This is a genomic window from Methanosarcina flavescens (assembly GCF_001304615.2).
In the GTDB taxonomy this organism is placed as follows: Archaea; Halobacteriota; Methanosarcinia; order Methanosarcinales; family Methanosarcinaceae; genus Methanosarcina; species Methanosarcina flavescens.
Map to the genome: position 1 here is coordinate 1,687,087 of NZ_CP032683.1, position 13,049 is coordinate 1,700,135.

General features: G+C 38.5%; 8 protein-coding genes. 5 read left to right on the forward strand and 3 right to left on the reverse strand.

Features of this window, described 5'->3' with window-relative positions; all coding sequences use genetic code 11:
- Positions 1-154: 154 nt before the first annotated feature.
- Together AOB57_RS07550 and AOB57_RS07555 are read right to left on the reverse strand one after the other, a co-directional pair.
- Entirely contained in the window at positions 155-1,000 is an 846-nt protein-coding gene (locus AOB57_RS07550; protein WP_226999424.1) for a CPBP family intramembrane glutamic endopeptidase, read from the reverse strand.
- Complete coding sequence (locus AOB57_RS07555) at positions 997-1,884, reverse strand: DUF1616 domain-containing protein (protein WP_054299674.1); 888 nt, start codon at positions 1,882-1,884, stop codon at positions 997-999. Before AOB57_RS07555 ends, AOB57_RS07550 begins: the two co-directional genes overlap by 4 nt.
- Positions 1,885-2,782: 898 nt before the next feature.
- Between AOB57_RS07555 and AOB57_RS07560 the strand changes: the two genes are divergently transcribed.
- From AOB57_RS07560 to AOB57_RS07570, 3 genes are all read left to right on the forward strand, one after another.
- Complete coding sequence (locus AOB57_RS07560) at positions 2,783-3,682, forward strand: glycosyltransferase family 2 protein (protein WP_054299673.1); 900 nt, start codon at positions 2,783-2,785, stop codon at positions 3,680-3,682.
- A gap of 23 nt (positions 3,683-3,705) precedes the next feature.
- The gene (locus tag AOB57_RS07565; protein WP_054299672.1) at positions 3,706-4,719 is read left to right on the forward strand and encodes a glycosyltransferase family 2 protein; all 1,014 of its coding nucleotides are present in this window, start codon (positions 3,706-3,708) and stop codon (positions 4,717-4,719) included.
- A 236-nt stretch (positions 4,720-4,955) separates the two neighbouring features.
- Positions 4,956-6,884, forward strand: coding sequence for a hypothetical protein (locus AOB57_RS07570; protein WP_226999425.1), 1,929 nt, complete (start codon positions 4,956-4,958; stop codon positions 6,882-6,884).
- 327 nt (positions 6,885-7,211) lie between these two features.
- Here the strand turns inward: AOB57_RS07570 and AOB57_RS07575 are convergent, their stop codons facing one another.
- The gene (locus AOB57_RS07575; RefSeq protein ID WP_054299669.1) at positions 7,212-8,411 is read right to left on the reverse strand and encodes a glycosyltransferase; all 1,200 of its coding nucleotides are present in this window, start codon (positions 8,409-8,411) and stop codon (positions 7,212-7,214) included.
- Between the two features lie 203 nt (positions 8,412-8,614).
- Between AOB57_RS07575 and AOB57_RS07580 the strand changes: the two genes are divergently transcribed.
- Both AOB57_RS07580 and AOB57_RS07585 read left to right on the forward strand, forming a co-directional pair.
- Complete coding sequence (locus AOB57_RS07580) at positions 8,615-9,799, forward strand: glycosyltransferase family 4 protein (protein ID WP_054299668.1); 1,185 nt, start codon at positions 8,615-8,617, stop codon at positions 9,797-9,799.
- Positions 9,800-10,335: 536 nt separating this feature from the next.
- Positions 10,336-12,486 carry a right-handed parallel beta-helix repeat-containing protein gene (locus tag AOB57_RS07585; protein WP_082384305.1) on the forward strand — a complete coding sequence of 717 codons (2,151 nt, stop codon included), beginning with the start codon at positions 10,336-10,338 and terminating at the stop codon, positions 12,484-12,486.
- Positions 12,487-13,049: the final 563 nt, after the last annotated feature.

The window sequence follows — 13,049 nt, forward strand, 5'->3', positions numbered from 1 at the left end:
CGTGATTGAAAATGGTATTGTATTCTTAAAATTGGTAATTGGAGGGAGTCAGGAACATAATTTCCTGACTGTGTGGCAGTTTTCTCTTCTAACTTTGCTACCTTTAATCCTTTTTCTTTTTATTTTTCAGAATTTGTTGCTGAGATTAAAAAATTCAAAGGAGGGGGATAATCCCGAAAAAGAATACATTGATAAAACCATGAATTAATGTGACCAGTGGCAAACTCCGAGTTCTGTAAAACAGGTAGCCTAGAAGAGTGCCCACAATGGATATGTAGAGAATTTCAATTATGTTCCCATATCCTGAGTGCATTAGTCCGAATAAAATACTCGTAATTATCAATGCTTCCCTACCGCCTAGTACTATCTCTAACCGATTCTGCAGGATTGATCTGAAGATCATTTCTTCCACAGGGCTCACTAAGAAAATCATGATCATCGTGAGACCTAGAAGGTTGAGAATTGAAAGATCATTGATGAGAGGATTTTCCCCTACTATGAGAAATTCCACCGTTCCTAACAAGAGACCAAGTACTATTGAAAACGGAATATATATTCCTATTTTTTTAAATGTTATCCCCAGCTGCGCGCCAGTAAATCCCTGGTTGGTGGCTGCAATACTTACAGGAATTGTCATGAGACCGTATATGAAAATAAGGTTGTAAAGCTTCTCCTCATAGAAAAATGGCATTGAAAGGTCTACCAGGCGCAGGATAGGCAGCAGAATAAGCGCCTGGTAGGTTTTCTGAATTTCCTCATTTCTTATGAACATCGTAGAAAAAGAAAGCCCAAGCAAAATTAATGCATGCATTATTATGGCTTCAAGTTCCCTTCCTGAATAAATTAACAGTTCTGCAAAAGCAATCGCCGCGCACGGTATTGTAAGGTAAACCCGTTTATTTTTTATCTCAGGCGTCCTTTCAATCAGATTTTCAGGCGCTTTCATTTTAACGGCTTCCGAAGTCTCCATATTCAAACCCTCAAACGCTCCCATCTTCATACCTCCTCTCCAACTTTTATCCAGAGGCACAGGTCTTTGTAGGGCACATTCTTTTCAGTCTCATTGAAAAGCAGGAACTCAAGCTTCATATTCTCCCCTTCAACAGAAGGCGTAATCTCAAGAGGCTCTTCCAGAGTGGTATTATGGGGAAGTCTGATATGCTGCAGGTTTTCCGGAAGAGGCAGTGACTTATTTTCAAGCCTTACTTCCATTGTATAGTCCATTGTTCTGTGCTCATTATTTGTTATTCCTATAATGTAAGTACCACTTTCCCCCCGTATGTACTCCGTTGTATAATTATTAGCCATCCCGTTGTTTCCAAGAATATAAAACTCCGTAAATGGTTCTCTTTCCTGAGGTATCAGAATGACGTAAGCTCCAGTTACTATCAAAATCAGGAAGGAAAGGGCCAGGATTATTCGGAGTTTTTTCTCAGTATTTGATTCCGACTCTCCCATAACCCCTGATATCAGGGTAATGGCAAGAACCCTGAAGGAGACTTCAAATGTACTGTCCGCGGGCAGATGCATCCTTCTAATGTATGCTATTACCAGCGTTAGCAGGGTAAAAGCGGAAAGGCTTGTAAGGAAAGGTACCTCTTTGATTCCCCAGGGTGTATAATTAAGTGCAAGTCCTATCAAAGGCGCAATTGAAACACTCATTGCAACAGAGAGAGCAAACCTCTCCATCCCCTCAAGTCCGCTTTTTTCCGGAAAAAGCATGGCTATCAAGGCATACCCTGGAAGGAAGAGCAACATGGGTAGACCAAGGGCTGTGCGAATAAAACTTCCGTTAAGTACAGGAACTAAGACGAAAATATTCGTAAGAATTACAAGGCTTGCTACTAATAGCAAATCAGATGGAAACTTCTGGTTTCCGGCCATATGACTCCTCATAAAACGATTTTATGTTTTTCTGACTTCCCAATTTTTCTGTTATTCGGGCTAATCTACCATTTTTCTGTTTTCTAATGAGGTTTTTCGGAAACCTTCCGACTTCCTCTTACCGGCTTCTTTAATCTCCAATTGAGAAAATAACTACGGAAAAGTAAAAACATGTCCGAGCTTTAACCCGGTTTTCTTACATTTATCAGAGATTATTTCCTGAATTATATTAGTTTTCAAGAATGTTTTAACCCGAACTATTCAATTACCTTTTGTATAAAATATCTTTCCCTTTTTCCTGCATGATATCTAAAATACTTTTCCCTTTTTTTCTATTTCTACGGAAGAAACCTCTACCGTTTAAACCTTTGTCCTTATAATTTTCTTATTAGAGATCTCGGGCTGGTTCAGGAGATCTTCACCCGTTGACGTATAGCAAGAAAAAATTTGATTTCTCATATCAGTGTAAGTTTTTCCTTCACTATTTCGTTGTGTTATACAAGCAATAAATACCTTTAAACTATTATTCAGACTAACAAGTCCATAATACGAGCTTAATTATTTTTCATTGTCGGGAACACTGGTTAATTATTTTTCGTGCCTAAATGTTTATATAGCTCGTATTTTAAAAAAGGTACAGGTCTCATATTAAATGCTGTGACGCACTTACAGAGTATTTATATTCCTTCTTTCGACAAAAGAAAGGAAAAGAAAGTCCCCCAACCGATTCTCTGTAAATATAGCCTTAAAAGACCTTTTGAAACCCTTTAAAAATTATGGAGCGATGACTCTGAAAAATATATTTACCGAATTTGAAATTTTTACCGATTCATCTATAATAAACTACGTTATTAAGGACATTTCTTACTTTTATCTTTACAGAGGTAGATGATTGCATATGGCCATTACGATTGCAGCCATGCCTGCGTATAACGAAGCCCATGTCATTGCAGATGTTATAAAGGGGTGCAAAAAATACGTCGACAGAGTAGTAGTTGTGGATGATGGAAGTACCGATAATACTGTCGACATTGCCGAGTCTCTTGGCGCCTATGTAGTTCGGCACGAAACAAATAAAGGATATGGAGCAGCCCTGAAGAACTGCTTTGAAACCGCCCGCAGGCTCGACGCAAATGCAATGGTCATAATTGACTCTGATGGTCAACATGACCCCTCCGAGATCCCCAAACTCCTTGAGCCACTAAAAAACGGGTTCGATCTGGTAATTGGCTCAAGATTTGTTAATGGCAACGGTAAAAATGTTCCTATTTATCGTAAATTCGGGATGAAGGTTCTTGATGTCGCGACTTATATGGCAGGCGGTCTGAATGTCACTGATTCCCAGAGCGGGTTTCGAGCCTATGGAAGAAAAGCTATTGAGAGTATAAATTTGAACGGTACAGATATGTCAGCAGGCTCTGAGATTCTCATCCAGGCCAGAGATCACAAACTGAAGTTTACTGAAGTGGAGATCCATTGCAGATATGATCTTGAGGACTGCTCAAGCGAACATCCTTTCATACACGGGCCCAGAGTCCTGTTCCGCATCCTTAAGGACATGGAATACAGACGGCCTCTGTATTATTTTTCGGTTCCAGGGCTGATTATGGCTTCTACAGGTTTTCTTATGGGACTGAAATTTTTACAGGACTACTATCTAGGAGGATACCTGCGCTTCGGGCCTACACTCCTTATGGTGATGCTTACAATTATAGGGGCTTTCATGATATTTACTGGAATAATACTACATGCAATTTCAAGGATGATATTTTTAAATGAGCAAATCCGAAGACAATAATGTTAAAACGGGGATTAACTTATATGGAATACCCTTTTGTTTCAATCGTAGTAGGCATTCGCAATGAAGAAAGATTCATTGAAGAATGTATTGAGTCACTTCTCAATCTAGATTACCCACGAGATTCTTACGAGATTATTATCGTTGATGGAATGTCCACCGATAAAACACAGGATATCGTACGTAGATATCCTGTCAAACTTCTTCTCAATGAAAGAAAAAATGTTGCTGCAGCGAGGAACCTTGGTGTGAAAAATGCCATGGGAGAACTTATTGCGTTTACTGATGGAGACTGTAAGGTTGATCCACAGTGGCTGAAAACCCTTGTCCGTGAAATGCAAGAGGCCCCTGATGACGTTGTGTGTTTTGGAGGCCCTAACCTGATCTTTGACACTGACCCTATATTTGGCAGGGTGGTGGGATATGCCCAGGAATCTTTTTTGGGTTCTGGAGGCTCGGCGCAGTCTAAGAATTCCGCTAAAAAGCACTATGTCAGCTCTCTTCCTAACTGTAATGCAATGTACAAAAAAGCTGCAATTCAGGAAGTCGGAGGTTTTGACGAGCGGTTCGTTGTGGGTCAGGATGGAGACCTGAACTATAGAATAGGTAAGAAAGGCAACAGGTTTTTGTACATCCCGGAAGCACGGGTTCTGCATCATAGAAGAGGAACTCTCAAGTCCTTTTCCATAAGAATGTTTAAATATGGTATGTGGATGGCAGAACTTTTCAAGAAGCATGGAGAATTTGTCCGCTGGTATGCGTTTCTGCCTTCGATTGCCATCTTGTTTGCGGTCACTTTGCTTATCGCTTCTATCAAATATTACACTCCAAGCCTGATTCTTTTTACACTCATGGCGATATACTTTGTCCTCGTTCTTATTACCTCAATGCAGGTTACCTACAAAATGAAATCAAAGTACGGTCTTTTCGCGCTGTTTATTATTCCTGTACAACACATTGCTTATGGGCTAGGGTTTTTGTATAGCTTTACGAACTCTCCTCTCGTTTCAAAAACCAATTCCTGCTCAGATATCTAATATTCGCGAATGTATTTGATACTAAAAATCAACCGAAACATTTGAATATATATGGGAGGCTTTTCAGGGCAAAATCTTCTTAATCAATACAGTCCTGATGTGCTCTTACCGATTCTCAAACACAGAAGTTTGATTAGTAATTATTTGATTTGTGAATTATGATTATTTAAGATCATGGAGATAGTATGTTTGGATTAAGCAAAGAAGCAGGATTCAAATTGGATAATACTCGTCTAATGAGGTTAATTTCCTTTCTGTTTCCGCTAGCTATAATTTTCGCGGTAATATTCACGTTCTTATGGATGTTTGCAGCCGGAAAACTCGCTTATGCGCTTCGTGGGCTATTTACAGGAATACCTGCAATACTTTCCTGTCTTTTCATACTATTCATTTACAAGAAAGATGTAAGCTTACATGATATAGACGTCTATCCGCCATTGAGCACAAAGTCCCTTACATACCTGTTTGGGATATTTTATATCAGTTCCCTTGTTGTACTTCTGCTGTCTGAAGGAAGTAGACCACCATACTATTTCATCTTTATTTTAGGGCTCTACCTGTCGGTGTTCCTGCAAATTTTCTCTAAAAAGGTAAATCCACCTCTTATTCTGGCAGAAACATTTTTAATTGCGATTAACCTGATTTATAGTGTTACATTAAATTACGATTTCTACTTCGGTACTACAGATATCCTGCCACACATCTTTCTTTCGGAAGTTACTGCAATGTCCGGGCGCACGATTCCTACTTCCTTAAGTGATTACGCCTACTTCCCTCTTTATCATGTGCTTATTGCAGAAACCTCTGAACTCCTGAATATAAGCACAAAAAACTCACTTTTTTTGGTAACTGCTCCTATCTATGCAATAACCATAATTTTTCTCTACTACCTTTTTAATTACATAACAAACAACAGGCAGATCTCGCTACTCTCATGTGTACTGTTCTCAGTGAGTTCAGTTGTGCTCTATTATGGTGTAAATGTGATCACCCGTACAATGGCATTTATAATGTTCATTGTATTATTGTACCTGGTTTATAGTGTCAATTTCAAAAAAGATAAACTTTCCTTAAAAGCCCTCTCAGTGATTGTTGCGGTTTTTTTAACTCTGGTACATAATGTATCCCTTCCCCAACTTGTCTTATTGTTGATCATTCTTCTTATATCGGAATATATTATAGGAAACGGGAGCTATATCAGCAAGCCTTTCTTTATATTGCTTAATGTTATTTTCACTTCATACTGGTTCTTTATAGCATACATATTTGTACAGAGGAGCCTGGCCCCTCGTTTGCAGAGCCAGTTTTTGGATTCAATAGTCTTAACTGCAGGAGGCGCTGAGGTACTCCAGGAGAGTTTGATTAATTTAGTAGGGCTTCTGGATAAATCGATATTTTTATTTTTTGCCTTGATAGGAATAAGTTTTCTCCTGAAAAATTACAGGAACAATTATGCTTCCGTGCTGGGATTGTTTGCTCTGCTGACTCTGATATTTTATGTGCCCAATCCTCTCAACACGATCTGGCAGTTTAAAGTCCTTTTCAGAGTCGATCGATTTATGCTTTTCGTCAGCCCATTTATGGCTTTTGTAATGGGGTACGGCTTGTACATATTCTGGAATTATATGTCTAAATACTCCCCCAGAAAAGTCAACTCCGCTACGATAGTGGTTTTATTGTTCTCTACTTTCGTTCTTGTTTCTTCGATCTACAGTATTGGGGACTCAGACTTTCTTGGTCAGGGAGCAAGACACGAATACTTTACTTCTGAAGAGTTGAGCGGTTTTGAACATATTTTCAAGTATGTTCCTATCGATTCCTCAATCTATACCGATTATTATTCTTCAAGATTCTTCTATTTGCCACTGATTCCTGCAACATCAGCAGAAATGAATATCTCGTCATACGATAATTACAGAATCGGTGATGTAAACAAACTCTCACAATATAGAGGTTATATAGTCCTCCGAACCAAAGAATTTTTGAGGAGTGGGTTATATTTTGGTAGTGAGGAAAGTACACTCAGAGACACTGCCAACTATTTCTATCAGGGATTGCCCGAAAATCAGCTTGAACTGCAAAGCAACCTTGCAGGTCTTAGTAAGATTTATTCGAGCTCATCTACAGATATTTTCATTCCGCATAAGGGATTAAACAATCCCTGAAACTTATTTTAAATGAACTTATTTTAAATGAACTTATTTTAAATGAACTTATTTTAAAAATAATTTTTTACTTTGAGCCTGCCAACTTATATGGATAAAGTGGTATAGCAGGCATCTGTACAGGAGTAAGAGTTTTTATGAATTTTGCTCTGTTGTATATCAGATCTGCAGTGTACACAGGATTAGGAATTAAAAAGTAAGCAGAAATGCCTAGAAAGTAAGTGGGAATGCCTAGGAAAGTAAATGGAAATGCCTCGAAAATAAGTAGAAATTCCGAAAAATAAGTAGAAATCCCTCGAAGTAAATAGAAATGCTTAGACATCAATTTTAGGATTTTGTTAGAAGTTCCTGGTATATGTCTACAGTTGTTTTAGCATGTGCTTCCCAGGTCAGCCCTCTCTGGATTATGCTTTTACGCCCGAACTCGCCCATCTTCTCTCTCCGGTTTTTATTATCAAGCAATTTATTAATTTTTCTGGATAACTCGTCAGGACTTTTTGCAGGTACCAGATAGCCTGTTTCCCCATCGACCATGAGTTCAGGAATCCCGCCTACGTCTGTCGCTACAACTGGAACCTCACAGGCAAGAGCTTCAAGTATTACGTTTGGTCTACCCTCTGAAAGGGAAGGCAATACAAGAATATCCGAAGCTGAGATCCAGAGAGGAATATCTTCATGATTTACAGGACCGGTAAATTTAATATAATTCGCAATTTTGAGCTCATGTGCCCTTTTTTCCAGATTTTTTTTCAGGCCGTCGTCCCTGCCTACCATAAAAAGATAGGTATCCCTGTCCACAAAGCTCTGTGCGGCCTCAATGAGGTAGTCCACACCTTTTATTTTCCGAAGGGCTCCGACAAATAGAACAATATTTTTGTCTTGTGGCAGGTTTAACATACTCCTTGCATGTACTTTTCCTGCAGGTTTGAACTTGTCGGTATCAACACCATTTGGGACAACGTGAACTTTATTCTTGTCTATTCCCAGATTAACTATGTGAAGCTTGAGATCCTCGCTGACAGAAAGAATTCTGTCTGCAAAACTCATTGCCTCTATAATCTGTTTTGAGGTGTAGGAACCTTCATAGGCGACCTTTCTTTCTATTGTACCGAGCGCACTTATTACAAGAGGGACATTCCATCTCTTTGCAAGCTTCATCATCCCATACCCGTCAGGATATGAAAAGTGTGCGTGGATAAGGTCTGGTACTGGCTTTATGTTTTTAACAGCATATTCGGAAACGAAGAGAGAATATGAGATCCCTGTGATGGGATAGAAATATTTCTTGGGTACAGCATATATATAACGTGGATAGTGAAGGTCGTATTTTTCAGTATACTCAATCCGGGGCAGTTTAAAAAAGTTATGGTATGGAAATGAGGAAAAAGGAAGGACGAAAGGTTTTGGAGAAATAACTGTAACATCTGCGCCCTGGTTTGCAATTGAGTCTATACTCTGCTTTATGAATGTCCCAAGTTGAGGGTAATACCTGTTAGGAAATTCCTGACATACTTCCAATACTTTCATAATCTTTTACTCTTTTTCAATTCGAATGCCTCAAAACAGACAGAGGAGAGAGTTAATCCTATAAATACTTCTCTCCAAAATGCATTGAATTCATATTTCGAGTCAAATACTAAACCTTTGTTCTTGAAATTGAGAAAATAATAAAAAAAGTTATGGGATAAACTAATTAACTACTTTTGCTATTCTGATAACCGGCTACAATTATGTTTAAAAAAGTAAATAATATTTTTCTGGTTTATTACGGCTCCTTCAATGCTAAATCAGGTTCGAATGTCCATATTCTTGAGCTTCTTAGGAATTTGAAAAAATATACTGATATAGTCCTCTTTGCTCCCGGACAGAAAAGTGTAAATCGTACTCTTGCCGGGGCAAAATATGTGCCTGTAATAGACAATAAATATCTTGTACAGCCTTCTTACGAGTTTATGCTTTCCTTCTATCTTCTTTACTCGTGCATAAAAAACAGACCTGATGTTCTTTACCTTCGCCAGAATTCTTTTCCGTTCTTTCCCATAATGTTATGTAAGGTCTTGAAGATCCCTTCAATTGTGGAAGTTAATGGGCTGGTTCTCGATGAGTTAAAAGTCAACCCGAATTCGCAGTCTTTTGCATACAGGGTCTTCTCTTATCTGGCACTTTGTTCCGAGAAGTTCAACTACAGGCACTGTGACAGAATTGTTTCTGTCACGGATAAGCTAAAGGATGAACTTGTGAGATTATACTCGGTTCCTGAGAGTAAGGTCCATATTATCAACAATGGGGCAAATACTGATGTATTCAAGCCTCTGGACTCGAGACAGACAAGGAAAATACTGCAGCTCGAGGACTCAAAAAAATATGTATGTTTTGTCGGACACCTTGCAGCCTGGCAAGGTGTTGAGTTTTTGATTCAGGCATCTCCCCTAATTCTTGAAAAATGTCCTGATGCTCATTTCCTTGTTATCGGGGATGGAGTTATGAAGGATAAACTGCTTGGAATAACTTCCGAGCTAGGACTTTCGGATAAGTTCACTTTTACCGGAAGAGTTCCCTACGAGCAGGTTCCTCTTTACATAAACGCTGCCGATGTCTGCGTTGCCCCTTTCATCAAGGAAAGGAACTCGAAAATAGGGCTTTCAGCCTTGAAAACATATGAATATCTTGCCTGTGGAAAGCCGATTGTGGCAAGCAGTATTCCGGGAGTTCAAGACCTGATTGAGTCATCAGGTGGTGGGATACCAGTAACTCCTGAGGACCCTGAGGAACTTGCTAATGCTGTAGTAAGATTACTCTCCGATGAAGAAGCCAGGGTCGAGATGGGAAAAAAGGGTCGCAAATACGTTGTTGAGAATCACAGCTGGGACGGAGTTGCAGGAAAGATTCTGAAGATATGCGAAGATATAGTCTGATCTTACTTTGCTATTAATGAATTCTGACCTTATTCCCGGGATAATATCTATCTCACAGGCAAATGTATACCTTTTACTTTATTATGATCTTTTACGTCCATAGAAACTTCATAAAAAATTATAGACATAACATACATACTTTTATAATACAATGATCTAATTATAGCAATAACTATAGAAATTTAATTAGAGGCTTATATACAATTTATTCACATTGTTTCTCGGGGGGATCAGTGTGAATTTGGGAATTAGCCTGAAAAAGACGGAGACTTATTTCAAACCATCTGTTGTTGAATCCAATTAAATTCAATGACTTTTGCTATGAATATTTTCTCCAGAAATCTTCTATAGCCTGAATCCCGGGTAGTGGATACTATCTGATAAATTTGTCGATAATTCAGGAAAACATACTAAAAATTTTGGTAAGAAATTGAGTAGACAGTCTTAAATTCTAAAGACATAGGGATACTTCCCAGTCTAACTCTCACTTAAACAAAATCTTAATTTGATTTTTATACTTGGCGTGGGTGATAGAAATGTTAATAAAAAGATTGGGGATTTTTCTCCTGGTGAGTTGCCTTATCTTTGCAAACGCACCGATTGCTTCATGCAGAAGCGCCCCACCAATTGTTTATGTTTCCGGAAATGGGAGTGGGGATTTCAACTGCGATGGAAAAGATGATCATGTGCAGATAAATCAGGCTCTGAAATTTGTGGCAAGTAATCCTAAATATACAACTGTCCATCTCAAAGGACCTTTTACGTACGTTATTAACGATACTCTTTTAATTGGCAGCAATACTATTCTCCAAGGGGATTCGACTGCTGTGATAAAGCTGGCAAATAATGCAGGCTGGAAATCAATGAAACCATTGATCAAGCAGATGAACAGTGCAGGAAATAGTAACATTGTAGTAAGAGGGTTTGAGGTTGATGTAAACCATGATGGAAATCTTAAGGTTGCTAAGGGTAAAGGGTACTATAATGTAATGTACTTCACCCACTGTAATAATATAAAAGTATACAACATGTATATGCACGATGGACATGGAGATGGGGTGAGGATAAAATACGGTAAGAACATCCAGCTTTATAATAATAAGATCTCCAAACTTGGACATGATGGCTTTTTTGTAAGTGAATGTGAGAATGTAGAGATTTGGAACAATAAAATAGTCTGCAGGACTAATAGTGGAGTTAGAGCTTGGAATTCCAATAATGTAAAAATCCATGATAACGTAATTGATTCTTTATACTATCGGTGCACAGGTGGGCCTGGCATTCAGATTGAAAAGGGCGGAGCGGGTTCCGGTACCATGGATAAGATCGAGATCTATGGGAATACATTGCATGATACATATGGGCCTGGAATCTGGCTTTTCAATTATGACACCTCTGCTGCCACTAAAGAAAAGGGGAAAAACGTCCATATTCATCACAATATATTTTATAATACAGGCACTAATACTGGAATTACCTGGACAGGCGGCATTGTGGCTAGCGGATTCCACGACACTCTAATCGAAAATAACGTCTTTGATGGCGCATACCATGCTGCTATTGTTCACATGTATCCAGAAGCTTATTCTCCAAGTTATTCAACAAAGCCTGGGTATACTACTATTGTCCGCAATAATATAATTGTAAATACCCGGCCGCGTATAAAGAGCCCGAGTGGAACAGGATACGCTGTGGCTAATTATCTCACCAAAAATCACAAATTCGTGCTGGAGAATAACTGTCTTTACGGTAACTCAGGGGGCAATTATAAAAACTGCGCATCGAAATCTGATATCTATGTAAACCCTCTTTTTGTGAACCAGAAAAAACATGATTATCACCTCCAGTCAACGGCAGGCCGCTGGAATGGAAAAACCTGGGTTAAGGATAAAGTGACTTCTCCATGTATTGATGCCGGACATGTTTCTTCGGACTACTCTAAAGAACCTGAGAACAATGGAAACAGGATCAATATAGGAAGATATGGAAACACAATTTATGCATCTCTCTCACCGGCTTCACGAGTAAAGACAGTACAATCTCCATTTATGGAATTAACTTCCGAAGATGCAAATGAGGTCGAAGAATATCCAAATTTTACAACAGAAACATTTGACACAGATGGGAGTAATTTCACACACTCAGAAATAGGTCCTTTTGTTGATACTGGACAGAGTCCGATTATTGAATCTATTCCAGAAACTGTGGTTAAGATTGGAGAAAATTTGAACTTTACAGTGAAAGCTTCTGGCATGAATGGAAACAATCTTACATTCTCATCACCAGACCTTCCTGAAGGTGCAGAATTTGATGAGACCGGGTTCTTTAGCTGGACGCCTGAAGACGGACAGGAAGGAGTCCATATCATACCTTTTGAGGTGAGTGATGGTCTGTTTAGTGATTCTAAGGTTGCAGTAATAATTGTAGAGAAGGCAAATGAAGAAGAGATAATTGGAGAAACAAATGAAGGGGAGATAATTGGAGAAGCAAATGGAGAGAAAATAATTGGAGAAGTAATTGAAGATGAAATAATTGAAGAGGAAACAACTGAAGAGATAAGTGAAGAGGTAAATAAAGAAGTAAACAAAGAAGAAATTGAAGAGGAAGAAAATGAAGGAGCCATTCCTTTAAACCTCTCTGGCACAATATACGAAGCTATCTTTACGGAGTTCCTCCTAAAGGATTAAATTTGAGTAATTTGCCTCTTGTATTAGAGGAGCGAGTAATGAGTTGATTGTAGGAGTGAGTAATGAGTTGATTGTAGGAGTGAGTAATAAGTTCGGTAATTTCATGAGGTTGAAAAATCGCGACTGATAATAAAAATCGGTTCTAAATAGAACGCATGAACTTTGGGTAAAGGCCAATAATATATTCTAACAACAAGATAGTATGAAACAGCAGGACTCTGGAGTGATATGATCTGACAGTGTACTTATAAGTGATCGTGTACTTATAAGTCCTGTATTGCATATAGACTAAAGCTTGCTTCCATGCTACTTGTCTATTTTCCAGCGCCTTTTCCCTGCTTTTCTTTATTCTGCTAGAATTGTAATTATATTTTCTGATTTTGACTAATAGAGTATTTTCTAAAAGCGTATTATAATGAAATTGTTCTTTAATCATTATTTATAAAAAAATGCTATTTTTTGCCAGAGCTGAATATAAATATTATTGGAAGTGGAAGCCAGGTTCTTACTTTGGTGAATCCTTTTCACTACAAATTTAATAAGCAGCTTTTAATCCGGTTTTT

Bases quoted from the DNA above. Each gene is read 5' to 3' on its own strand.
- AOB57_RS07550 (WP_226999424.1), bottom strand. From the start codon at position 1,000: ATGAAGATGGGAGCGTTTGAGGGTTTGAATATGGAGACTTCGGAAGCC.
- AOB57_RS07560 (WP_054299673.1), top strand. From the start codon at position 2,783: ATGGCCATTACGATTGCAGCCATGCCTGCGTATAACGAAGCCCATGTC.
- AOB57_RS07575 (WP_054299669.1), bottom strand. From the start codon at position 8,411: ATGAAAGTATTGGAAGTATGTCAGGAATTTCCTAACAGGTATTACCCT.
- AOB57_RS07570 (WP_226999425.1), top strand. From the start codon at position 4,956: ATGAGGTTAATTTCCTTTCTGTTTCCGCTAGCTATAATTTTCGCGGTA.
- AOB57_RS07585 (WP_082384305.1), top strand. From the start codon at position 10,336: ATGTTAATAAAAAGATTGGGGATTTTTCTCCTGGTGAGTTGCCTTATC.
- AOB57_RS07555 (WP_054299674.1), bottom strand. From the start codon at position 1,884: ATGGCCGGAAACCAGAAGTTTCCATCTGATTTGCTATTAGTAGCAAGC.
- AOB57_RS07580 (WP_054299668.1), top strand. From the start codon at position 8,615: ATGTTTAAAAAAGTAAATAATATTTTTCTGGTTTATTACGGCTCCTTC.
- AOB57_RS07565 (WP_054299672.1), top strand. From the start codon at position 3,706: ATGGAATACCCTTTTGTTTCAATCGTAGTAGGCATTCGCAATGAAGAA.